General features: G+C 71.3%; 17 protein-coding genes and 2 CRISPR repeat arrays. Of the genes, 6 read left to right on the top strand and 11 right to left on the bottom strand.

Annotation, left to right across the window (positions count from 1 at the left end; all coding sequences use genetic code 11):
* Positions 1-153: 153 nt before the first annotated feature.
* On the bottom strand, positions 154-1,134 hold the full coding sequence (locus A7B18_RS08745; protein ID WP_180970079.1) for an aldo/keto reductase: 981 nt from the start codon (positions 1,132-1,134) through the stop codon (positions 154-156).
* Between the two features lie 234 nt (positions 1,135-1,368).
* Here A7B18_RS08745 and A7B18_RS08740 point away from each other — a divergent pair, with 234 nt between their 5' ends.
* A complete protein-coding gene (locus A7B18_RS08740) occupies positions 1,369-1,806 on the top strand; it encodes a response regulator (RefSeq protein WP_102126301.1) in 438 nt (145 codons plus the stop codon).
* A gap of 251 nt (positions 1,807-2,057) precedes the next feature.
* Positions 2,058-3,246: a CRISPR direct-repeat array (repeat unit 29 nt; unit sequence CGGACCATCCCCACACCCGTGGGGAAAAC).
* Positions 3,247-3,314: 68 nt separating this feature from the next.
* Here the strand turns inward: A7B18_RS08740 and cas2e are convergent.
* From cas2e to A7B18_RS21920, 10 genes are all read right to left on the bottom strand, one after another.
* Positions 3,315-3,638, bottom strand: a complete 324-nt coding sequence (gene cas2e / locus A7B18_RS08735; protein ID WP_102126354.1) for a type I-E CRISPR-associated endoribonuclease Cas2e — start codon at positions 3,636-3,638, stop codon at positions 3,315-3,317.
* Complete coding sequence (gene cas1e, locus A7B18_RS08730) at positions 3,616-4,572, bottom strand: type I-E CRISPR-associated endonuclease Cas1e (protein WP_102126300.1); 957 nt, start codon at positions 4,570-4,572, stop codon at positions 3,616-3,618. The genes cas2e and cas1e overlap by 23 nt, the downstream gene beginning before the upstream one ends.
* A complete protein-coding gene (gene cas6e, locus A7B18_RS08725) occupies positions 4,569-5,204 on the bottom strand; it encodes a type I-E CRISPR-associated protein Cas6/Cse3/CasE (RefSeq protein ID WP_102126299.1) in 636 nt (211 codons plus the stop codon). Before cas6e ends, cas1e begins: the two co-directional genes overlap by 4 nt.
* Positions 5,204-5,899, bottom strand: a complete 696-nt coding sequence (gene cas5e / locus A7B18_RS08720) for a type I-E CRISPR-associated protein Cas5/CasD (protein WP_245872801.1) — start codon at positions 5,897-5,899, stop codon at positions 5,204-5,206. The genes cas6e and cas5e overlap by 1 nt, the downstream gene beginning before the upstream one ends.
* A 1-nt stretch (position 5,900) precedes the next feature.
* A complete protein-coding gene (cas7e, locus tag A7B18_RS08715) occupies positions 5,901-7,064 on the bottom strand; it encodes a type I-E CRISPR-associated protein Cas7/Cse4/CasC (protein ID WP_102126298.1) in 1,164 nt (387 codons plus the stop codon).
* Positions 7,061-7,720 carry a type I-E CRISPR-associated protein Cse2/CasB gene (gene casB / locus A7B18_RS08710; RefSeq protein ID WP_102126297.1) on the bottom strand — a complete coding sequence of 220 codons (660 nt, stop codon included), beginning with the start codon at positions 7,718-7,720 and terminating at the stop codon, positions 7,061-7,063. The genes cas7e and casB overlap by 4 nt, the downstream gene beginning before the upstream one ends.
* Positions 7,717-9,468, bottom strand: a complete 1,752-nt coding sequence (casA, locus tag A7B18_RS08705; RefSeq protein ID WP_102126296.1) for a type I-E CRISPR-associated protein Cse1/CasA — start codon at positions 9,466-9,468, stop codon at positions 7,717-7,719. Before casA ends, casB begins: the two co-directional genes overlap by 4 nt.
* Positions 9,465-10,496: a helix-turn-helix transcriptional regulator gene (locus tag A7B18_RS08700; protein WP_245872800.1), complete on the bottom strand. Its 1,032-nt coding sequence runs from the start codon at positions 10,494-10,496 to the stop codon at positions 9,465-9,467. Before A7B18_RS08700 ends, casA begins: the two co-directional genes overlap by 4 nt.
* 70 nt (positions 10,497-10,566) lie before the next feature.
* Complete coding sequence (locus tag A7B18_RS08695; RefSeq protein WP_245872799.1) at positions 10,567-12,285, bottom strand: tetratricopeptide repeat protein; 1,719 nt, start codon at positions 12,283-12,285, stop codon at positions 10,567-10,569.
* A 48-nt stretch (positions 12,286-12,333) separates the two neighbouring features.
* Entirely contained in the window at positions 12,334-12,510 is a 177-nt protein-coding gene (locus tag A7B18_RS21920) for a hypothetical protein (protein WP_180970078.1), read from the bottom strand.
* A 261-nt stretch (positions 12,511-12,771) separates the two neighbouring features.
* Between A7B18_RS21920 and A7B18_RS08690 the strand changes: the two genes are divergently transcribed.
* The 5 genes from A7B18_RS08690 (at position 12,772) to galK (ending at position 23,311) form a co-directional block, all read left to right on the top strand.
* Positions 12,772-15,651 carry a CRISPR-associated helicase/endonuclease Cas3 gene (locus A7B18_RS08690; protein ID WP_102126295.1) on the top strand — a complete coding sequence of 960 codons (2,880 nt, stop codon included), beginning with the start codon at positions 12,772-12,774 and terminating at the stop codon, positions 15,649-15,651.
* Positions 15,652-15,759: 108 nt separating this feature from the next.
* Positions 15,760-16,825: direct repeats of the CRISPR family, unit length 29 nt; unit sequence GTTTTCCCCACGGGTGTGGGGATGGTCCG.
* Between the two features lie 336 nt (positions 16,826-17,161).
* Complete coding sequence (locus tag A7B18_RS21340; RefSeq protein ID WP_146009492.1) at positions 17,162-18,520, top strand: LCP family protein; 1,359 nt, start codon at positions 17,162-17,164, stop codon at positions 18,518-18,520.
* Positions 18,521-18,699: 179 nt separating this feature from the next.
* The gene (glpK, locus tag A7B18_RS08675) at positions 18,700-20,199 is read left to right on the top strand and encodes a glycerol kinase GlpK (RefSeq protein WP_102126292.1); all 1,500 of its coding nucleotides are present in this window, start codon (positions 18,700-18,702) and stop codon (positions 20,197-20,199) included.
* A 343-nt stretch (positions 20,200-20,542) separates the two neighbouring features.
* The gene (locus A7B18_RS08670) at positions 20,543-22,120 is read left to right on the top strand and encodes a glycerol-3-phosphate dehydrogenase/oxidase (protein ID WP_102126350.1); all 1,578 of its coding nucleotides are present in this window, start codon (positions 20,543-20,545) and stop codon (positions 22,118-22,120) included.
* 159 nt (positions 22,121-22,279) lie between these two features.
* Complete coding sequence (galK, locus tag A7B18_RS08665; RefSeq protein WP_102126291.1) at positions 22,280-23,311, top strand: galactokinase; 1,032 nt, start codon at positions 22,280-22,282, stop codon at positions 23,309-23,311.
* The last annotated feature ends 16 nt before the right edge of the window (positions 23,312-23,327 follow it).

Here is a 23,327-nt window from a genome sequence, read left to right as displayed (position 1 = left end):
CGCAGCGTCCCGTCTGCCCGGCAGGAGACCCTTCGCTTCACTCAGGGTGACCGCTCAAGCGGCGAGGCGGAGAGTTCCCAGACGGCGTTGTGGGACCCTGCGCCTCGCGCGTTCCTGTCCAGCGCACGGCCCACCCGGCGCCCCCGCCGGACCTCAACTCCCCGTCTTCACGTACCGGGCAGTCTCGACATCCAGCACGAGGTTGCCCGCCGCCGCGCTGTCCTCCAGTTGCTCCAGCCGGTAGGCACCGACGATGGGAAAAACCGGGAAGGGCTCCGTCATCAGGGCGGCCAGCGCGACCTGATTCGGCGAGCGCCCCAGCCGGGCGGCGACCTCGCGCACCCGCTCCAGCCGCGCGAAATTGGCGTCGTTGTAGTACACGCGGCGGACGTGCCGGGCGGACGGCGCAGTGACCCACCACCTGCCCCGCCCGTACCTCCCGCCGAAGAAGCCGTTCGCCTGGGACGAGTACGGCACCGCCGCCAGCCCGCCCTCGCGGTGCAGCGCGTGGGTCGCCCCGTCCATCACGACGAGGGTCGGGTCACCCAGGGAGCCGGGGTTGGGTTCGGCGAGGCTCCAGCTCATCTGGTTCGCCACGGGGGGACGCCTTCCCGCCCGCCGCGCGTACCCGTTGGCCTCCCGCAGCCGCGCCGCGCTCCAGTTGGAGACCCCGAAGGCACGGATAAGCCCCTCGTCCACGAACGCATTGAGGGTGTCCACGATGGCCTCGACCGGGCGGCGGGGATCGTCGCGGTGGAGCCAGTACAGGTCGATCACGTCCGTCCGCAGGTCGAGGAGGCTGCCCTCCAGGTCGAGGCGGAGGTCGTGCTCCGACAGGCGCCCGCGTCCCATGTCGTCCAGGGGCGGGTGGCCGCCCTTCGTGGCGAGGACGATCCGGTCGCGCTTCCCCGTGGCCGCGAGCCATCTCCCGAGCAGCTTCTCGCTGCGGCTGCGCTCGCCGGGCAGCCAGTCGGAGTAGACGCGCGCCGTGTCGAGGAACGTGCCGCCGAGGTCGAGAAAGCGGCCCAGCAACCGGAACGAGGCGGCCTCGCCCAGCTTGCTCCCGAGCGCCGCCGTCCCCAGGGCGATCACGGAGGGCCGGAGATGGGTGCCGGGGATGGCCTGGGCGCGCATGGTGGCCCCCACTGTAGGGGGGTGGCGCGTGCGGAGGTTAAGCTTCGTTGAAAGGACCGTGTGGGCCCCGCTGTCCGGGTTCTGTGAGACCTTGCCCTTAGAATGTGTTCCCATGAAGCTTTCTCTCCGGCTGGCCTGTCGGGGCCTTACGGCGGCGGGCATTCCCGGGAGCGGCCCGCGTCCGTGTCGCCCCTCGCGGGTCCGTTTCCCGACCCGGGCCGAGGCGGCGCGGCCATGAAGGCCATCGACATTCTCCTCGTCGAGGACAACGCCGCCGACATCCTGCTGACCGAGGAGGCCTTCAGCGAGGCCGACTTTCCCCACGCGCTGCACCTCGCCCGGGATGGGGTCGAGGCCCTGGCCTTCCTGCGCCGCGAGGGCGAGCACTCGGGAGCCCCGCGCCCCGACGTGATCCTCCTCGACCTGAACATGCCCCGCATGGGCGGCCTGGAGGTCCTCGACGTGCTCAAGGTGGACCAGGACCTGCGCAATATCCCGATTATCGTCCTCACCACCTCGCGTGCCGAGCAGGACATCTGGCGCAGCTACAACCTGCACGCCAACGCCTACATCCCCAAGCCCGTCACCCTGGAGGAATTCGTCGAGGTCATCCGCTCCTTGGGCGCCTTCTGGTTCGCCACGGCGGCCCTGCCCCCCGACCACCAGCCGTAAGGGCCGGGCAGGACACAGCAGGCCTCCCGCAAAACGTCCCCACAAGCGTGGGGAAAAGGTCAGGCACAATCTCATTTTGAACAACTCCTCGGGCCATCCCCACGGGGTGAGGGAGAGAAAAGCATGCCCGGTGGAGGCAGCGTACCGGGTGAAACCGCGCGGCCTCTTTGCGAAAAGTTGACGAACTGACGCCAGGCGTCCCATCTGGACGGGGAGCACGTATGGGAGAGTCACCGCGTCCGTGAGCACGCCGGACCATTCCCACACGGGTGGGGAAGACGCCATCAGGGTGAGGATGGTGGTCAGCGTGGTCGGACCATCCCCACACCCGTGGGGAAAACGCACCCCCGCGGGTGACGAGGCCCGCGTCGGTCGGACCATCCCCACACCCGTGGGGAAAACACTTCCCCAGGAGACCCCGTGACCGACTTCAAACCGGACCATCCCCACACCCGTGGGGAAAACGGGCGTGTCGGGCAAGTCGGGAGAAAACATCTGGGACCATCCCCACACCCGTGGGGAAAACCCGGCGAAGGCCCGGAAGCGGTAGCGGGGCGGCGGACCATCCCCACACCCGTGGGGAAAACGGAGGCGGCACGGGTGGGGAACGGAATGAGCTCGGACCATCCCCACACCCGTGGGGAAAACTCGGCGGGCGGGTTGTCCAGCGCGGCATACACCGGACCATCCCCACACCCGTGGGGAAAACTTCAGCCCCTGCACGGACGCGTCCACGTAGGCCGGACCATCCCCACACCCGTGGGGAAAACTAGCTGGCGTTGCCCGCAGGGGCAGTGCGGAGCGGACCATCCCCACACCCGTGGGGAAAACGGTCGGTGACCGCCGTGACCCGGAAGGCAGGCCGGACCATCCCCACACCCGTGGGGAAAACTCGACCCTGTGACACACAAGTTGCCAAGGATACGGACCATCCCCACACCCGTGGGGAAAACGAAAGCGGGTGAGGTCGTAGGTCAGGTTGAGCGGACCATCCCCACACCCGTGGGGAAAACGTGGTAGCTCCACCTGTCTGATTTTCGGACGCCGGACCATCCCCACACCCGTGGGGAAAACGCATCCCGCCCGGCGGAGGGAGCAGCAGCACCCGGACCATCCCCACACCCGTGGGGAAAACTTGGGCGGGGCACTCCCCGCAACGTTAGACCGCGGACCATCCCCACACCCGTGGGGAAAACCAACGCGACGGTATACCGCGCCCCCACCTCCCCGGACCATCCCCACACCCGTGGGGAAAACAGGTTGCGTTGAGCGATGCCCGCCCCGGTGATCGGACCATCCCCACACCCGTGGGGAAAACGACCACGCCGCCGCGCTCAACATCCAGATTACCGGACCATCCCCACACCCGTGGGGAAAACTTGTCGGTGATTACGGAAGAGTGTGTGTACTGCGGACCATCCCCACACCCGTGGGGAAAACACTCTCAAAACACACGCCTCCCCGACCATCACCCGTATCGAGGTCTCTTCTCCAACCCCCGACTTACCTCACAATTTGTCATCGTCCTCGGGAGGGGCATACTCCCGGCTGAGTTCCGCGTGGCGGGCGTTGCGAACGGCGACCAATTGATAGCCGTCGAGGCTAACGACGCGGCGGGCGCCGTCGCCGTGGGTGCGGATCACGAAGCCCTGCTCGTTCTGCGCCCGGTAGACCTGGGTGCAGCGGCCCCGGCGCGTGTGCTGCACGGCCTTGTCCCACAGCAGGTCGCGGACGAGGGCCGAGGCGTTGCCGACGTACACGCCCGGCTGCACCTCGATCAGCCAGCGGGCAAGCTCGCCGCGCAGGCTCTCAGGAACGGCTTCCAGCGTCATCACCAGCATAGTTGCGGCCTCCCACCGCGTTGCCCGAGGGGTCCCACAGGTCGCCCGGTGCGCTCGGCTCGGGGTCCGGGTCGTCGCCGCCGAGGAGGTGAACGAGGTCCGCCGCCATGCGTTCGAGGAGGCGCAGCCGGGTCATGTGGTCACGCAGTCCGGTGCGGACGCGCCTCTCCAGATCGTCGCCGGGCGTGGCCGCCTCGCGGAAGGCGATGGGGAGAACCACCTCGACCTTGTAGAGGTCCGCCACGTCGTACACGAAGGACAGCAGCTTCCCGGTGTGGACGAAGCCCAGGGCCGGGCTGTACCCCATGCTGAGGATCGCCGCGTGCGCGAGGCCGTACAGACAGGCGTTCCCCGCGCTGACCGCCTTGTTGATCGGTGTGGCGCGGTTCCAGTCCTGCTGCTTGTACTGCCTCGTCTCCCACCTCACCCCGTGGGCGGCGCTGTAGCGGGCGTAGGCGTCCCGCATCCGCGCCCCCTCGCGCCCACGAATCTGCTGGAGGGTCAGGTCGTCCGGCAGCCCCTCCGGAAAACGCATCGCGTACATCTGCCGCACGACCCTCAAGCGGCTCTGTGGATTGGCCCACAACGTCGCTTGGCGGTGGAGGCGGGCCGCGCTGCGGGTCTCGCCCAGGCCGCTCGCGTACAGCCGCACGCCTTCCTCCCCGACCCAGAGCAGCGAGCAGCCCGTGTCGGAGAGGGCCTTGACCGCCTCGTGGCTCACGCTGCACCCGGGGCCGAGGAGGAGGACACTCAGGCTGGCAACCGGAATGGTGAGCATCCCCTCGGGGTGGTAGGCGCGTACGCCCCGCCCGTCTTGCTCCAGGCGGGTGTGTTCGAGGTAGAGGTAACCCGTGCCGTCGCGGAACTTGGGCAGCTCGCGCAGGTTTTGCCGCTGCCAGATGATCGCGTTCGAGGGGTCGGTCATGGGGCACCTCCGGCGGGCGCGAGGCTCAGCAACCCGCAGCCCAGCGCCTTGGCGTGGCCCAGGCCGCCCCGCACGGCCCCGAGCAGCGCCGCGCCGTCGCTCACGTCGATCAACCCGTCGAAGGTGACGGTGTGAAGGGTGAGGGTCTGGGCGCCCTTGCGGGTGCGGAGGGAGCCGCTGTGGAGCAGGTCCGCGCCCCGCACCCGGAAGCCGCCGCGTTCCCCCTGGCGGTGGAGCCAGCCGAGCTGTTCCTGCGGCCCGTGCAGGGCGTGGCGGCGGCTGCGACCCTGCTCGTCCAGCCTGCGAACCGTCACGTTCGCGCGCAGGTGAAAACGCAGGGGACGGCCCGGCGTGAGCGCGGCGGCGAGGTCGAGGGGCTTGCACGCGCTGTGGCGCAGGTAACCGGGGTGACGGTCCTCCAGCGCCTCCCAGTCGGGGAGCGTGAGGCTCTGCACCAGGACCGCGCTTCCCTCCTGCCGCCACAGGACGCGCTCGCCGTCAGGCAGGGGTGCCCCCCCCTCGCCCGCGCCGGGGAAGGCCCAGCGCAGGGTCTGATGCAGCGCGTAGGGGCTTTGCAGGTCGCGGAACGCCTGACGGTGGCGGTCGTCGAGCACGAGGCGGGAGAGGTACATCACGACGCCTCCTCCAGGCTCAGGGCGAGGGCCTCGCTCCAGGTCAGCACGTCGCGCAGGGCGTAGCGCCGAACGGCGAAGGGGGCGGTCGGGTCGTCGCGCCGCACGCCGGGGGCCGCGTCCCGGCCAGGGTCGGGCACGGCGCGGGCGTCCACCACGAGGCGGTACGGGGCATTCAAGGTTCCCCGTCGCGCCTCCCGTTCGCCGCGCAGGGTGGGGGCGGCACGCAGGGCGGGGAGCAGCGCCTCTCCCCGCAGGGCGTCCGGCCTCCAGAGGGGCAGCGACGGCGGAAAGCTCTTGCGGCCCAGCGCGAGGGGCCAGTGTGGATTCTTGAGGGCGGCGTGGACTTCGCCCAGCAGCGCCGGGTCCCCCTGCAAGCCCGCCCAGAAGGCCGCGTCGGCGAGGTAGGCGCGGCGGGTCAGGCTGGTGCTCGCGCGGCGCTCGCCGGGGTGGAGCTGCGCCGTGTGGTAGTCGTGCCGGAGGGTGCCCTCGCGGTCCACCCGCACCCCGAAGGCGAGGGAGGCGAGGTGGCTCACAGGTTCGGCGCGGTCGAGGCCGAGGGCCGCGGCGCACAGGCCCAGCACGCCGCTCTTGCTGGGCTCGGCCTCGGTGTCGCGGTCGTCGAAGCGCGAGCGGGTGCCCCAGGACTGCATTGGTCCGGCGAGGGGGATGAGCAGGGTGGAGGGGGCCGTCACCTCACCCGCCCAGCCGCGCGTAGAGGCTCCGCACGTCCGCCAGGGTCGCCTCGATCAGGGCGTCCACGCTGTCTATCCTGTCTCCAAAGATGTGAACCTTTTCCGTCTCGTGTCTGGAGATGTAACGACCGTTTCCGGTGTCCCCAAAGACACGGTTTTGCCAGTCCATCTCGGAAGCAAGCCGGTTGATGCTTGGAAGCATGTACCCCTCGCCGTCCTCCCTCTCCTCCTTACGGAATCGGCTGTCCTCGAAGGCGTTGGCGAGGTTGCGGGGGCTGGCGTTCTCGCGGACCACCTGCACGAGGAGGCTGGGGAGGTTGTGCGCCGCGAAGGTGTTCTGCTTGCCCGTCGGCGCGGCGAAGACCGAGGCGTACAGGAAGGCGCGCAGGCCGCGCAGGGCGAGGTCGGTGTCGCCGCCCAGGTTCTCCCGCAGCTTCGCCAGGTCGAGGCAGGCGTAGCGGTAGAAGGTCGCGCTGCCGAACTCCACCGTCCCCAGCATGTCGGCCCCCGCGGTGTCCCCGGGCTTGAGGTCGTCCACCGCCGTGTAGAAGTCGAATTCCCGCCCGCGCAGGGCGTGGGTGCCTATCGCGTGCGCCACCTGCGCGGCGGCGTCGGCGTTCTTGTCGGGGAGGTTCGCAAGCATTCGCCCAAAAAGAGCGATATCCACGGCATTTTTGCCCTCGCCGTTGTTGATCAGGCAGGCTTCGAGGGTCGCCTTGGTGTCCTTCTCCGGCTTGTATCTCGTTGCGCTGAACAGGTCGAAGCTCCGGTGGATGACTTCGGCCAGCTTCTCCAGCTCCTCCCGGCCCAGGAAAGCCAGGTACTCCGTCTTGCCGTCCTTGGTGATTTTCATCTGCTTTTGCGTGCCCATCGTCTGCAAAGCGTTCTCAGCCGCCCGCCGCGCCTCCTCCTCGCCGTGGCCGCGCTCCGCCAGCCGCCTCGCAACCGCCTCGTGTGCCCGCTTCGTGCGCTCGCCCAGCTCGTCTCTGCCCAGGAGTTCGCGCTCCCGGAAGTCCATCCGCATCGCCCGCTTGAACGACTGGCTGCTGATGCGGGCGCGGCGCACCCCGCCGAAGTAGGCGTCCTTGGGGCTGCCCGTGTCGTCGCGGTTGAGGTTGCTGGGCGCGAAGTTTTGCAGGTAGTGGAGTTCGAGCAGGGCTTTCACAGGCGCTCTCCTTCGTCGTCAGCGGAATCGGCAGGGCGGGGCGGGGTGGGGGGGTCGGCGGGTTCGGATTCGTCGTCCGGGACCGGGCGGTCGGCAGAACGGGCGGGCGTCCCGTGGCGGTAGAAGTCCCGCGCCCACGTTCGGCGCACGTCGTCCCCGGCATAGGGATGAGTCCAGCGCGTCACGTCGGCGAGGAGGCGCACCCAGTCGGGCTTGCGGTCGGCGGCCCTGAGCAGCGTGACCGCCTGCCGGAGCTGGTACGCCAGACCGTCGCGGTCGGCGTCGAGGAGGGCCAGGAAGCGTTTCTCGGTGCTGGGCCGCTCGCCCTGATCCAGGTAGAGGCGACCGAGGAGCGCACCCAGGGAGAGGCCCGCGCGTTCCTGCCCGTCGTCTTCCGTCTCTTCCTCGTCCTCGTGCGGGCGCTCGATCAGGGCGTAGAGGCCCGCGAGGAGGTACAGGGCCTCGCGCCCGGAGCGGTCCTCGTCGCGCAGGCGCAGGCCCGAGCGCAGGAGCACGCCCTCCAGCCACGCGGCGCTCTGGCCGGGCCGCTCGTCGCCCAGGCTGCGGCGCAACTCGGCGAGGCGCCCACGCTCCAGGCGGGAGAGGGCCTGCACGAAGCGGGCCTCCGGGGGGACTTCGGCGGGTGGGCTGGTCATGCGGAGACCTCCTGCGGCTCGGCGGCGATTCTTCTCAGCGCAATTTCCAGGGTGGCCTGGGGGGAGAGTTGACGTTTGCCCTCGGTCACGCGGGGGCGGTAGGCCGCGCTGGCGTTCGCCCGGGAGTCGCCCACCCCCTCCAGCGCGAGCGCCCAGGCGTCCCAGGCCGCGTGCGTGAGGGTCCGGTGCCACGCCGCCAGCGCCTCCCCCGCATCCAGGTCGAGGGCCGCGAGGTAGACACGGAAGGGCGCCTCCAGCCGCGCCCAGAAAGTCGGGAGGGTGGGCAGTCCGTCCGCCAGCCGCGTCACGTCGTCCTTGTGCGGCTCGCGGGTGCCGCCGCGTGACAGCACCTCCCCGGCGAGGCGGCGCGTGGCCTGCCGTAATCCTTCCCCGACGGTCTTGGCGTCGCTGAGCGCCGTGTGGATCTGCTTGGCGAAGGCCGCCGGGTCGTTCACGAAGGCTTCCGGCAGGGTGTATTCCTCCTGGCGGAAGGCGAAGCCCTTGCCCTGGTCGGTGATCTGCCCGAAGACGCTGACGGGAATGACAGGCTGGGCGCCGCTCCGACGCGCTGCCTCCACCACCCACGCCCGCCGTTCCTCCCGGGAGAGGCCGGGCGGCGGGGGAGCCGGGGCAGGACGGAGGGCCTTCAGCACCTCCCGGGCGTGGGCGACGGCCCGAGGCGGCACGCCCGGGACCGAGCGCACCTTCCCGGCGGCGGTGACGGTGGCCGTGTCCTGCGGGTCGGGGAGCAGGGCGGCGAGGTCGCGCCAGAACAGTACCTCGCGCCGGAGCTTCTGCGGGAAGAGGGCCGGGGCCCTGGGATCGCCGCCCGGGCGCAGGGCGACGTGGGGATCGACGTTCAGGCCCGCGCCCTCGCCGCTCCCCTCCAAGGGCACGCCCGCCGCGAAGCCCACCACGCGCACGACCTCGCCGCCGTCCGGGCCGGGTTCGGGGTGCAGGCGCACGCTGCGGCTGACCCAGGTGTAGCGGTCCACCGGACCCTGGGGCGCCCGCGTCCGCCCGTGCTCGTGGTACGCGCGCACGTCCGCCACGGTCAGGGGTTCGCGCTCCCAGACGGGCCGGTCGGCCTCCAGCTCCCCCGCCGCGAGGGGCACGAGGTTCAGGCACAGCGTCTCATGCAGGGTGCGGCCCTGGGGCACGGTCAGCGCCGCTGTCGCCACCGGGGCCGCTTTTGCCGCTGTGGTGAAGCGTTTGATCAGCCCCCCCAGCATGAAGGTCTGGGCCTCCACCAGCCGCCGCGCCGCCCCGGCGAGGGAGAGGGCGTCTCGCCGCTCGCCGCCGGGCCGCGCCGCCGGGTTGAACAGGGGCGTCGTGTTCGCGCTCCCGACCTCGGCGCCCAGGCGGGTCCAGTGGCTGCGGTACCGCCCGTCCTCCAGCTCGGGCGTCAGGTCGGCCACCTGCCAGAAGGGCGCCCCGCCGAAGAGGTCGAAGCGGCCCTGCCAGCGGTCCAGGTAAGCCTCGACCTGCCCCGCCGGGAAGCCGTCCCTGTACCACCCCGCCGCCTGCGCCGCGTCCTTCGGTCCCTGCAAAGCCCGATGCAGCACGGCGAGGCACAGGCGCAACAGGGCGACCGTGACGAGGGGCGAGGGGTCGTCGATGCGCTGGTGCGACCGGGCCTCCGTCAACGCCTCCCACAGACCGACCTCGCGCACGGGGCCGCCGTCCAGGGGCCGCAGGGAGAGCCAGGGGGCGTCGATCAGGTTGAAGGTGGGAGCGGGAGGCTTCACGATCTCACCTCCTCCGGCCCGTGCTGCCGCAGCGCCGCGCGCAGTTCGCCGAGCCAGTGCCGCCGCACGACTTCCGGGCCGAGCACATCCACCCTCGGGCCCCACGAGAGAATCCAGGGGATGAGTTCGCGGGGGAGCCCCGTGTTGTCGGTCCCGGCGCGGATGTCGAGTTCGACGCTGCCATCGGCGTAGATCAGGGGCTCGCTGGCGTTGGGATAGCCGCCCTCCAGGACGCGGTAGGCGGCGTCGGGCGTGAAGCGCAGCCGCACGGTGATGGGGTTCTCGCCGCCGATCACGCCCCAGGCGTCGGTGAGGTAGTCGCGGGGGTTGAACTCCTCGGGGATGGTGTACGTGTCGCTCAACGTGACGGGGTTGAGCATCCGCCCGAGCTTGAAGGTGCGGACCTGGCCGCGGTGCCTGCGCTCCAGCCCGATCACGTAGGGGGCGAGGTTCGCGCGGCTGACCTCCACGAAGTACACGCAGAGTTCGTTGCCGCGTTCGAGGTCGCCGTTCGGGCGCTTGTAGTCGAAGCGCAGGACCTGATGCCGCTCCCAGGCGAGGGCGACCCGCTCCAGGGTGCCGTCGTCGCTGCGCCGGGCCGTGTTGACGACCACCGACTCGTCGAGCACCCGCCGGGTCGCCTCGGGCAGGTCGCGGGCGATCTTGTGCAGGGCGCTGATGTAGCGGCTGTGGTGGGCGGGCGCGTGGTGGTACAGCAGCCGCACGGCGGCGTGGACGGTCAGCACCTCCACCGGATCGAGCGGCTCGCGGCGCACGGGGATGTGATACTTCCCGTCGCGTTGTTTCTCCAGCCCCCTCTCCATCTGTTCGAGGTCGCCGAGCGCCCGCTGGACCGTGCGGATGGGCTCGCGGAGCAGGTCGGCAAGTTCGCGGCTGGTCATGGACTGGGTGCGCAAGTGGTCCTCGATCAGCCTCAGGCGCTGCGCTTTGCGCCACGTGCTGCGTTCCTGCGCGTTCATGGACGGGGGTTCGTGCCGTTCCGGGTCCTGGGGTAAGGGGTCGCCCACGGTGGTCCTCCGCCCCTGAGGATGCCCGTGGCGTGTCGCGCCATCGTCGCGGCGGGTTCTGCACCCACATTCAGTGCAAATGATCTGAGTCCTTCTGACGCAACTGGGTCTCCCGGTCCAGCACCCAGGGGAGGGTGACGCCGCTCAGGAAAGCCTCGATGGGCTGGCCCGCTTCCAGAGCGCTCCGCACGTCGTAGTCCCACTCCGCCGCCGGGTCGAGGAAGTACGCGCCGGAGCGGGCCTGCACGCTGCCCTCCCAACCCAGGGCGCGGCGCAACTCGCCCGCGATGCGCGACACCGCCTGCTTGCCGTGCCGCTCGCATCGGTCCTCACGGCTGGAGACGGCGAGGGCGAGTTCCCCGGTCCCGGCCCGCCCCCCCGCCTCCAGCAGCGCGACGAGCAGCACGCCCGCCCGCGAGGCCGGCCCGACCGGCACCGGGCGCCCATTCACCCGCACGTCGAGGGGGCCGAGGGCCCGGACGGTGACGTGAGTGCGCTCGGCACGAGGCAGCGGGGCCGGGCGGGTCGCCGGGTCGGGCAGGGGAGAGAACAGCTCCGGGAAGGCGTGCGCCTCCTCCCGCGCCCAGAGGGTTTGAAGATTCAGGCCGCCCAGGTGGGAGAGCGCCCCGGCGAGGTCGCCCCCCTGCCGGGCGAGTTCGGCGCGCACGATCCTCTCCCGGTCGGCGTCCTCGCCCGTGAGGGGAGGGATGAGCCCGAGGGCTTCGTGAGCGGCGGAAACGTCCCCGAGCGCGGCGTACGCGGCGGCCACGTCCACGAAGACCCACGAGCGGCCCGTCTGCCGGTCGCCGGGGGTCGCGGTCGTGGCGCGGGTGAGCCACTCCACGGCGCTGCGGGCCCGGCCCGAGAGGCGCAGGGTGTGGCCCAGGCCGCGCCACGCCTGCTGGCGGTCGTCGTCCTCGGCCTGCAATTCGAGCGCGGCGCGGTAGGCCCAGGCGGCGCGGTCCCACTCGCCCAGGGCGCGGCGCACGGCCCCCTCCCCGCACAGGGCGCGGGCGCGAAAGGCCGCCGCGCGCCCCACCCCGCTCACCCGCCCGAAATAGGCCTCGGCCTCCCCGAAACGGCAGTCGCGCAGACACACCAGCCCCAGGTTGTGCAGGGCGAGCGCGTGGTAATACGGGTCGCGCTCGACGAGGGGCAGCGCCTGGGTGTACGCGCGCAGGGCGCCCTGCACGTCCCCGCGTCCGCTCAGGGTCGCGCCCTCCTCCAGCCACACCAGGGCCAGCGCCCGCCCCGTGGCGTGGAGGCGCGCCCGGGCGTACCCCTCCCGCCAGCCGCCCTGTCCCAGCGCCGCCAGCGAGCGGGCCCGCACCCGCCAGCCCAGGGTGTCCTCGAAGCGGGTGAGCCCCCCGGTCTCCGGCCCGGCGTCCGGCTCGGTGTCCAGCGATTCGCTCAGGGCGGGTTTCAACGTCTCCAGCGCCTCTCCGAACCGCTCCTGCTGCGAGAGCGCCCAGGCCCGGTAGACGTTCAGGAAGTGAGCACCCAGCCCGGCGTCGCGGGCGGCCTCCACCGCGTCCAGCGAGTCCCCGGCCCGCCGCAGGCCGGTCAGGAGCCGCAGGTGGAGGCGCACGCCCGGCCCGCTGCTCCGCGTCTGCGGGGGCAGGAGAGCGAGGAGGTCCAGCAGCCGCGCGAAACGGTCGAGGTCCGGTGCCCCGTCGGCGGCGAGCCACAGGGTCCGCAACGCGAGGTCCGCCCGGCCCCCCTCCACCAGGGCCGGGACGGACAGGGCGAGTTCCTCGTCGGACACGAACGCGGCGGGCGGGCGCGGCACCCGCCCACTCTACCGGGGGGCTGAGAGGAGGGTCAGGCCCCGGAGCCCTCAGCCGCCCATGCCCCCCTTGTCGTTGTCCCCGGCGAGAAGGGGAGCGGCGAGGGCGTGGGTGGCGGTTGGCGCGGCGGTGTTCCGGGCGAACGGAACGCCCGGCAGCGCGGCGGCCAGCAGCGTCAGGACGAGGGCGGGGGCGAGGCGGGCGGTCGTGCGGGCGGGGTGGGTCATGGGCGGTCTCCCTCGGGCGGGGCCCGGGAACGGGACAGGACGGCCCGGCGGCGCTCGCCCGTGCGGCGGCGTCTGCGGGAGAGTCAGGTCCGGGCGGCGCGCTCGCCCGCAGGGGTGCGGGGGGCGCTCGGCGCTGTCTGCATCGCGCTTTTTCCGCGCGACACGTTCAGCGTGCCGGGGCAGGGCGTCAAATTCGGACGCCCGGTTCAGCGCCCCTTGCCTTTTGCCTCCCCGGGTTCCAGCCGCCCGTTACCGTGGGCCATGTCCGCCGATCTGCCGCCCCTGGGCCCCGCCGCCCGGAGCCTCTGGGCCAAGAGCGACCGGGGCGCCCGGCCCGGCCAGTGGCTCCCCGTCCTGCACCACCTCCTCGACGTGGCCGCCTGCGCGTGGGAAGTGCTGGCCCGCGAGCCCGCCCGCACGGGCGACCTCCTCGCCGGGGACCTGGGCGTGGATGCCGAACTCGCCCGGCGCTGGACCTGCGCCCTGGCGGGACTCCACGACCTCGGCAAGGCCAGCCCCGCCTTTCAGCAACTCTGGGACGCGGGGGCGGCCCGGGTTCGCGTTCACCTGCGGGTGCCGACCACCCAGCCCGCCGTCCCACACGGGGTCGTCACCCAGGAGCGGCTGGGCGGCCTGCTTCCCCTCGCCTGCGGCTGGCCCGCCGACCTCGCCCGACACGTAGGGGACGCGGTGGGCTGCCACCACGGACGGCGCGCGGACCCCGGCCACCTGAGCGACCGCGACCACGGCGGCGCCGAGTGGGTAGGCGTACAGCTTGAACTCGTGGACGCGGTGTTCGCCGCCTTCGGACTGCTGGACGCGCCACCTCCGCCCGTGGAGGCGCTGACGGGCGCGGCCTTCATGCGCCTCGCCGGGCTGACGAGCTTCGCGGACTGGGTGGGCAGCAGCTTCCCCCTTCCGGATCGGGTGGACGAGCTGGCCTTCACCGACCCGGGGGCGTACCTGGAGCGGGCCCGCTCAAGAGCCCGCGCGGCCCTCGACGACATCGGCTGGACGACGCGCGAGCCCCTGCGCCCCGACCTCCCCGACCTGGGGACGGCCTTCGCCTACATCGGGGGCTTCGGGGCGAGGTCCCTGCAAACCCTGCTCGCGGGGCAGGTGGCCCAGGGCGCGGACGACCCCCGCCCCCTCCTCGCGCTGGTGGAGGCGCCGATGGGGGAGGGCAAGACGGAGGCGGCGCTGTACGCCTTCCTGGGCCTCCAGAACGCGCTGGGGCACCGGGGCCTGTACGTCGCGCTGCCCACCCAGGCGACCGGGAACGCGATGTACGACCGACTGCTGAAGTTTCTGGACTGGCAGCTCCGGGGGCAGGCGCGCACCGTCACCGTGGACCTGCAACTCCTGCACGGCGGCGCGGAACTCCACGCCCGGCACGGGGAGAGGCGGGCCCGCACCCGCACGCTCAGGCAACAGCGCCTGACCACCCACCCCAACGCCCCCGGCGACCCCGCCGAGGCGGATGCCTTCCGCGTCACCGCCGAGGGGTGGTTCGCCCACCGCAAACGCGCGCTCCTGAGCGAGTACGGGGTCGGCACCGTCGATCAGGCGCTGCTCGGGGTGCTGGCCGTGCCCCACCAGTTCGTGCGGCTGTGGGGCCTGGGCAACCGGGTCGTCGTGCTCGACGAGGTGCACGCCTACGACACCTACACCACCCGCCTGATCCACGCCCTCGTCGCGTGGCTGCGCGCCCTGGGGTCGAGCGTGATCGTGATGAGCGCGACGCTGCCCCGGGAAACCCGCCTCGACCTCCTGAAAGCCTGGGGCACGCCCGAGAGCGGGGAGGCCGAGTATCCCCGCCTCACCCTCGCCCGCGCGGGGGAGACCCGGGCCGCCACGCACCACGTCCCCGGCCCGCGCCGTGAGTTGAACGTGCGTTTGCAGCCTCTCGACCCCAACCCGTCCGCCGTCGCCCGGCAGGCCGTGGACCTCGCCTCGGTGGGCGGCTGCGTGGCCGTGATCGTCAACACCGTGCAGCGGGCCCAGGACGTGTTCGTGGCGGTGCGCGACCTCCTCGGCGACCGTTGCCAAACGGTGCGGCGCGGCTCGAAACATCCCGAACGGGTGGGCGTCCACCTCTTCCACGCCCGCTATCCGGTGGCGGAACGCGCCGACCGCGAGGAACGCGTGCTGCGCTACCTCGGCCCTCAGCCCGCCACGTACCGCAGGGGGGACGAGGAGATCACGGGGGAGGTCCGCCCCGCCCGCTTCATCCTGATCGCCACCCAGGTCGCCGAGCAGAGCCTCGACTTCGACGCGGACGTGATGGTCAGCGACCTCGCGCCCGTGGACCTGCTGCTCCAGCGGGCTGGGCGCCTGCACCGCCACGCGGGGAACACCCGTCGGCGCGGCCCGCACAGCCCTGCCACCCTGCACGTCGCGGGCCTGGGCGAGTGGCCCGGGGCGGCGCTCGGCGAGCACAGGTGGAAGTACGTCTACGCCCCGGCCCTGCTCTACCGCACCTGGCACGCCCTGCGGGGCCGCGAGTGGCTGCGCCTCCCCGACGACCTCGACCCGCTCGTGCAGGGCGTCTACGCCTGCCCCCCTCTGGATGGGCTCACCCCCGAGCAGACCGCGACCCTGGCCGCCGCCGACGCCGACCTGACCTCCCGCACCACGAACGAGGCCACCCTGGGCGGCGGGGCGCACCTCGGTCTCCCGGGAGACTTCCTGTCCCGTTCCCCCACGGCTCCGCAAGCCGACCCGGACGGCGAGCCTCCCCAGGACGACGACCACGCCGAGGACGCGCCTCAACTGGGCACCCGCCTGGGCGAGCGCAGCGTGCGGATCGTCCTCCTGCACCGCCGTGACGGCTCGGTCTGGCTCGACGCCGATGGACGCGAGAAACCGTGCCTCCACAATCTCCGCAAGGACGACTGGGACACCGCCCGGCGCATCTACGAGCGCAGCCTCCAGGTCACGCGCCCGGACATCGTGTCCGGCATCGAGGCTCATGTGAGTACGAACGGCCTGCGGCTGGGCGGCGAGCATCAGGGCTGGGCCGCCCACCCCCTGCTGCGCGGCTGCCTGCCCCTCGTCCTGACCGGCGGCGAGGCCACGCTGGGCCGCACCCGCGTCCGCCTCGACGACGAACTGGGGGTGGTCTACGAGCGCGTCGGTTAGGCTGGGCCTGGGCGGTTGCCCGCGCCGCATGACAATGTGAGGTGAGTCGGATCACCCGGGAGAGGCTTCGGGTAGGGAGTGGGTGGTTTTAGGACGGTGGGGCGAAGTGTTTTCCCCACGGGTGTGGGGATGGTCCTTCCTCGCGGGGGATGAGTGCGGCCCTTCTCGCGTTTTCCCCACGGGTGTGGGGATGGTCCGACGCCGGGCACGGATGACGACTTTGCCGCGCTGTTTTCCCCACGGGTGTGGGGATGGTCCGCGCGTCCTGTTCACCACGATCTACGCCATGCGGTTTTCCCCACGGGTGTGGGGATGGTCCGCAATGATGTTCTGAACGGGATTCGCAGGCAGGGTTTTCCCCACGGGTGTGGGGATGGTCCGATCACGCTGGGCGCGCACGCGATGGGCACGACGTTTTCCCCACGGGTGTGGGGATGGTCCTTACAGGCGGATCGTCTGCAATTGTCAGATCAAGTTTTCCCCACGGGTGTGGGGATGGTCCAGGGGGGTATGAATCACGTCCCCCGTGACGGTGAGTTTTCCCCACGGGTGTGGGGATGGTCCTCTGGGCGCACAACGCAAATGCCGTGTTGACAGGTTTTCCCCACGGGTGTGGGGATGGTCCGCCACACGATGCCGATGGTTGTGGACATGCTGAGTTTTCCCCACGGGTGTGGGGATGGTCCGCTCATCAAATGGCAACCGCCCGTTGCCGAGCGTTTTCCCCACGGGTGTGGGGATGGTCCGCCGATATGCCCGATTTCCTTGCGCCCGGCCACGTTTTCCCCACGGGTGTGGGGATGGTCCGGTGTGCCACCTGCGGGCGGCCTTCACCCTCGAGTTTTCCCCACGGGTGTGGGGATGGTCCGGCCTCGTGCATCTCGCCCGCCGTGACGCTTTTGTTTTCCCCACGGGTGTGGGGATGGTCCGCTCGTGCGCATCTGGGGCAACGGGGCCAGCTTGTTTTCCCCACGGGTGTGGGGATGGTCCGTTCGTGGACCAGAACCGCAAGGCGGCGGTGCGGTTTTCCCCACGGGTGTGGGGATGGTCCGGGGCCGTAGTCGGGGTGGAGGCTGGTGAGCCAGTTTTCCCCACGGGTGTGGGGATGGTCCGTCTACGACCTGGCCGTCTTCCAGTTGCACGCGGTTTTCCCCACGGATATGGGGATGACCCGTACTCTGGCCTTCAATATCCGACGATTTCAACCTTCTCCACACCTGTGACGAAACGAGACCTCTTCCATGCTCAAAACAACTCAAGCACCTGACCCCACACGACCCTGCTCATCAGCCTGGAATCAGCGCGGGGGGCCTACAGTACCTTAACGGAAGAGGAGCAGTTCCCAGACCTTTGGCGGACGCTCTTTCCCGACCCCAAGGCTAGGATGTGAAGCGCCCATGACTCCCGCCGTACCTCTCTGTCTCGCCCTGCCCGAACGTCTCCGGACCCCTCCTCTGCCCAGGGTCGGGCGCAGCGTGCGGTCCCGCCTCCCGCTGCGGGGGTGGACGCGATGAGGCGGCGGTGGCCGTGGGCGGTCTTGCTTCTCGTGGCGCTCGGGGGTGCGGGAGGCTACCTGTACAGCGAGAAGCAGGAGACCGGCGAGATCGCCCGCGCGGTGTGGCAGGAGCTGCCCGGCAAGGGCGATCCCGAGGAGGCGCAGGCCGAGCCGCTGTTCCAGGACCTGAAGCCTGAGAAGTTGGGAGCCGCCGAGGCCACGCAACAACCCCCTGCCCCAGCCCGGCAACCCGAGCCGGCTGAGGCACCGACCGCCGCCCCTCCGGTGCCTCAGCCCAGCGAAAAGACGACCGCTGAGCCCAAGCAAACCGCAACGAAGGCTCCCGCAACCCCCACGCCGCCCCCGGTCAGGACGGCGAACGCGGCAGTGCCCGCCTCCACTCCCACGCCACGCTCCACCGAGGCGCCGCCGGCTGCTCCCGAGCCGAAGCCCGCGACGAAGGAGGAGGTCAAGGCCGCCCAGCCGACCCCCGCCTCGCCGCCCGTCAGCGCCGCGCCCAAGCCCACCCCGGCCCCAGCCCAGGAGACCGCCACAGACACCCGACCGGCTCCGAGCCCGGCGGCCCCCGCGCCCCCGCCAGCCGCGCGCACGACCGGGCAGGACGACGGCGGGAGCATGCGGCCCAACCCCTTTTCCAACAACGTGCACGTGCTCCTGATCGCCAACGACCAGGAGAAAATCGGCGAGGGCCGGGCCGACTCGATCATGCTCGTCACGCTCAACCCGGACCGAAAGGTCGCGACGCTGCTGAGCATTCCGCGTGACACGCGGGTGGCTATCCCGGGGCACGGGATGGACAAGGTGAATCACGCCTACCGCTTCGGGGGGGCCGCGCTGCTCAACCGCACCCTGCAACGCTTCCTGGGCTTTCCCTTCCAGTACTACGCGGAGATCAGTTACGGCGGCTTCCGCAACATGATCGATCAGGTGGGCGGGGTAGATGTGGAGGTGCCCTTCTCCTTCGACTACGAGGGCTACCACTTCGAGAAGGGGCCGATGCACCTCGACGGCAAGACCGCCCTCGCCTACAGCCGGATGCGCAAGCTCGACCCCCGCGGCGCCTTCGGGCGCGAGGACCGTCACCAGCAGATCGTGCGCGCCCTGATGGAGCGGCTGGCCGACATCCCGGTGGGCGACACCGTGCGCATGAACGCCTTCGCCCGCGAGCTTATCCCCTACGTCCGCACCGACCTGGGGCCGCGCAAGATCGTGACCCTGCGCCGCGCCCACCCCTACGCCGACAAACCGCCCGTCAAGCTCAATGTGCGCGGGCACGGGCAGATGATGAACGGCATCTACTACTACATCGTCAACGACGCGGAACGGCGGCGCCTGCACCTCGCCCTGCGGTAGCGGGGAGGCTGAAGGCGGAAGGTCAAAGGCAGAAGGCCAGGACGGGGCGCCTTCTGCCTTTGACCTTCCGCACCCCCTCCGGTGTGGCATCGTGGGCGGCGAGCCTCAAGACCACTCTGCCCCCGGCCCTTCCAGGCTGGCGGACGGGCTGACCCCTCACCTGCCAAGGAGCCTCTTTCATGTCCCAGTACATCCTCGCGCTCGACCAGGGCACCACCTCCAGCCGCGCCATCGTCTTCGACCGGGAGGGTTCGGTTGTGGCAGCGGCCCAGAAAGAGTTCGCGCAACTCTTTCCCCGCCCCGGCTGGGTCGAGCACGATCCCCTGGAAATCTGGAGCACCCAGAGCGGCGTGGCGCAGGAGGCGATCACGCGGGCGGGGCTGCGCGCCGGGGACATCGCCGCCATCGGCATCACCAACCAGCGCGAGACCGTGGTGGTGTGGGACCGGGCCACGGGGCAACCCGTCCACCCCGCCATCGTCTGGCAGGACCGCCGCACCGCGCCCCTGTGCGACGCGTTGCGGGCGCAGGGGCATGAGACGACCTTCCAGGCGAAGACGGGCCTCGTCCTCGACCCCTACTTCAGCGGCACGAAGGTGGCGTGGATGCTCGACCATGTGCCGGGCGCGCGCGAGCGGGCCGAGAAGGGAGAACTCGCCTTCGGCACCGTGGATTCGTGGCTCGTTTACAACCTCACGGGGGGGGAGCGGCACCTCACCGACGTGACGAACGCCAGCCGCACCCTGATGTTCAACCTCCGCACCGGGGACTGGGACGACGAGCTGCTCGCCCTGCTCAACGTGCCGCGCGCCCTCCTGCCCGAGGTCAGGGGCAGCAGCGAGGTCTACGGGCAGACGGCAGAGGGCCTCTTTGGCAGCCGCATCCCCATCGCCGGGATCGCGGGGGACCAGCAGGCGGCGACCTTCGGGCAGGCGTGCCTGGACAAGGGCATGGCGAAAAATACCTACGGCACCGGCTGCTTCATGCTGATGAACACGGCGGGCGAGGCGGTGCCGAGCCGCCACAAGCTCCTCACCACCGTCGCGTGGCAACTGGGGGAGAAGCGCACCTACGCGCTCGAAGGCAGCGTCTTCGTGGCGGGCGCGGTCGTCCAGTGGCTGCGCGACGGGCTGGGAATCATCCGCGAGAGCCGCGAGGTCGAGGCGCTGGCGACGAGCGTGGAGTCGTCGGGGGGCGTCTTTCTGGTGCCCGCCTTCGTGGGGTTGGGAGCGCCGTACTGGGACCCCTATGCCCGCGGAACGATGGTCGGCCTCACGCGCGGCACCACGTCCGCGCACATCGCCCGCGCCGCGCTCGAATCCATCGCCTTCCAGTCGGCGGAACTGCTGGGCGCCATGCGGCAAGACAGCGGGGGCGAACTGCGCGAGCTGCGGGTGGACGGCGGCGCCAGCCTCAACAACCTGATGATGCAGTTCCAGGCCGACATTCTCGGCGTGCCCGTCGTGCGCCCACGGGTGACGGAGACGACCGCCCTGGGCGCCGCGTACCTCGCCGGGCTGGCGGTCGGGTACTGGTCCGGCCAGGAGGAGATCGCCCGGCAATGGGGGGCGGAGCGGACCTTCGAGCCGGCAATGGACGCGGACGAGCGCGGGCACCGCCTGAGCCGCTGGCGCCGGGCGGTCGAGCGCAGCCGGGCGTGGGAGGAACCGGAGGGCTGAGAAGCGACAAGAAAGCATTTGCCGGCAAGAAGGCAAGAAGAGGTGTCACCCTGAGCGCGACAAGGGGTCTCCTGTAGGAAAGACGGGACGCTTCGCTTTGCTCGGCATGACAAAGTTCGTTCGTCAAATGCTTTAGACCACACGCAAGAGTGAAAACCCTCTTCATGCTCCTCCCCTTCGAGGGGGAGGCTGGGACTGGTGCAGCTCCGCAGGAGAGGGGGTGGGCGGGCCGGGTCTCCGAGAAAAGGAGCCCTGAACGACCGTGACCTTCCTGAACCCCCGCCTCGTGTGGGAGCATCCCTTCAGCCTGCCCGCTCTCTCCTCCCCTCCCGAAAGGAACCCGATGCCCCCGCTCCCCGACCCCCGCTCTCCCCTCCTCGCCGCCGCCACCGCCCCGCAGGTCTGGGACCTCCTCGTGATCGGCGGGGGCGCCTCGGGCCTGGGCACCGCCGTCGAGGCGGCCTCGCGCGGCTACCGCACCCTGCTCCTGGAGGCCCACGACTACGCCAAGGGCACGTCCAGCCGCTCGACGAAGCTCGTCCACGGCGGCGTGCGTTACCTCGCCCAGGGAAACGTCGGGCTGGTGCGCGAGGCCCTGCGCGAGCGCGGCCTGCTGAAGAAGAACGCGCCGCACCTCGTCCACGACCTCGGCTTCCTGATCGCCTCCTACACGTGGTGGTCGAAACCCTTCTACGGAATCGGGCTCAAGGTGTACGACGCGCTCGCCGGGCGGCTGAACCTCCAGCCCAGCCGCCTCGTGGGGCGAAAGAAGGCGCTCGGCAAGATTCCGACCCTCAAGGAGGACGGTTTGAAGGGCGGCGTCCTGTACTTCGACGGGCAGTTCGACGACTCGCGGCTGGCGATCACCCTGCTGCGGACCCTGGGGGACCACGGCGGGGTGGCGCTCAACTACGCCCCGGTGGTCGGGCTCGTCAAGGAGGGGGGCCGGGTCGCCGGAGCCCGCTTCCGCGACGAGGAGACCGGGCGGGAGCACGAGGTTCGGGCGCGGGCGGTGGTGAACGCGACGGGCGTCTTCGTGGACGAGGTGCGCCGGATGGACGACCCCGGGGCGCGCGACATGCTCTCGCCCAGCCAGGGGGTGCACGTGGTCGTGGACCGCCGCTTCCTGCCGGGCGACAGCGCCCTGATGGTCCCGCGCACGGACGACGGGCGGGTGCTCTTCGCGGTGCCGTGGCACGAGCACGTGGTGATCGGCACGACCGACACGCCCGTGCCCGAGACGAGCCTGGAACCCCGGCCCCAGGAGGAGGAGGTCGAGTTCATCCTGAGCACCGCCGCGCGTTACCTCGACCCCGCCCCCACCCGCGCCGACGTGCGCAGCGTGTACGTGGGCCTGCGCCCGCTCGTGCGGGGCGAGAAGACCGACGGGGCGGGCTCCACGGCGGCCCTCTCGCGCGACCACCTCATCCGGGTCTCGGACTCGGGGCTGCTCACCCTGACGGGCGGCAAGTGGACGACCTACCGCCACATGGGCGAGGACGTGGTGGACCGCGCCGCCGCCCTCGCCGGGCTGCCGGAGCGCCTGAGCCTCACGCGGGGCCTGCCCCTCCACGGCTGGAGCCCCCCCGAGGAGACGGCGGGGCGACCCGATCACCTGCGGGTCTACGGCTCGGACGCGGAGAGGATTCAGGCCCTGCCCGGAGCCGACCGTCTCCTCCACCCCGAGTTGCCCTACACCGAGGCGGAGCTGCGCTGGGGCGTGCGGGAGGAGAGTGCGCGCACCGTCGAGGACCTGCTCTCCCGGCGCACCCGGGCCCTGCTGCTGGGCGCCCGCGCGAGCCTGGAGGCCGCCCCCCGCGCCGCCGCCCTCCTCGCCGAGGAGCTGGGACGGGACGAGGCGTGGCAGGAGGCGCAGGTGCGCTCGTACCGCGAGGTGGCGCAGGGGTACCTCCTGGCCTGAAGGAACGCTGGAGGCCGGGTTCTCCCCCACCCGCAGGGAGGACCTTAGGATGGGCGGCGTCCGCTGCCCCTTCCCGACCCTCCCCGCACCAAATGGAGCCCCCATGCCCAGACCCGATTCCTGCCCACCCGCCGCCCTGCGCCCCCGCAAGGTGGAGGCATGAGCTTTCAGGCCGTCTTCGGACGCGAGCCCGAGGTCACGGCGAGCGCGCCGGGCCGCGTCAACCTGCTCGGCGAACACACCGACTACCAGGGAGGCTTCGTGCTGCCGACCGCCATCCCGCAGCGGGCGAACGTCATGGTGGCGCGCAACAACGGGAGGGAGCACCGCCTGCACAGCGCCAACCTCAAGCGGACCCTGACCGTGCCCCTCGGCGAGCGCGGCGAGGACTTCGCCCCCTACGTGATCGGCTGCATCGAGCTGCTCGGCGTGACGGACGCGCTCGACGTCTACATCGACAGCAACGTGCCGAGCGGCGGGTTATCGAGCAGCGCGGCGCTGGAGGTCGGCACCCTGCGGGCCCTGCGCGAGCTGTACGGGTTCCCGCAGGACGACGTGGAACTCGCTTTGATCGGCCAGCGGGTCGAGCACGAGTACGTGGGCGTGAAGTCGGGGATCATGGACCAGATGGCAAGCAGCCTCGCCGACACGGAGCACATGCTCTTCCTCGACACCCGCAGCCTGGAGCGGCAGGTCTACCCCTTCCCGGCGGGGGCGGAGGTCCTCGTGATCGACTCGGGCGTGCCGCGCACCCTGGCGGGCAGCGGCTACAACGAGCGCCGCGCCCAGGTCGAGGAGGCCGCCCGGCTCCTCGGCGTCCGCGAGCTGCGCGACGTGACGGACGTGTCCGTAGTCGAGGCTCTCGCAGATGACCTTCTGCGCCGCCGCGCCCGGCACGTCGTCCTGGAGAACGCGCGGGTGCTGGAGGCCCTGCACGCCGACGCCGCGCGCTTCGGCGAACTCATGAACGCCTCGCACGCCAGCCTGAAAGACGACTACGAGGTCTCGCACCCGAAGGTGGACGAACTCGTGGCGCTCCTCCAGGCCGACTCCCGGGTGTACGGCGCCCGGATGACCGGGGCGGGCTTCGGCGGGGCGCTCGTGGCGCTCGTGCCGCAGGGGGAGGCGGAGAGCATCGCGGACGGCGTGCTCGCGCGCTACGGCGGGCAGGGGCAGCGCGTCGTGCCGTGATGGGGAGGGGTTCCCG

Source organism: Deinococcus planocerae (assembly GCF_002869765.1).
Taxonomy (GTDB): Bacteria; Deinococcota; Deinococci; order Deinococcales; family Deinococcaceae; genus Deinococcus; species Deinococcus planocerae.
Note: the sequence above shows the minus strand (reverse complement) of the source record. Positions and strands in the feature narration are given on the sequence as shown.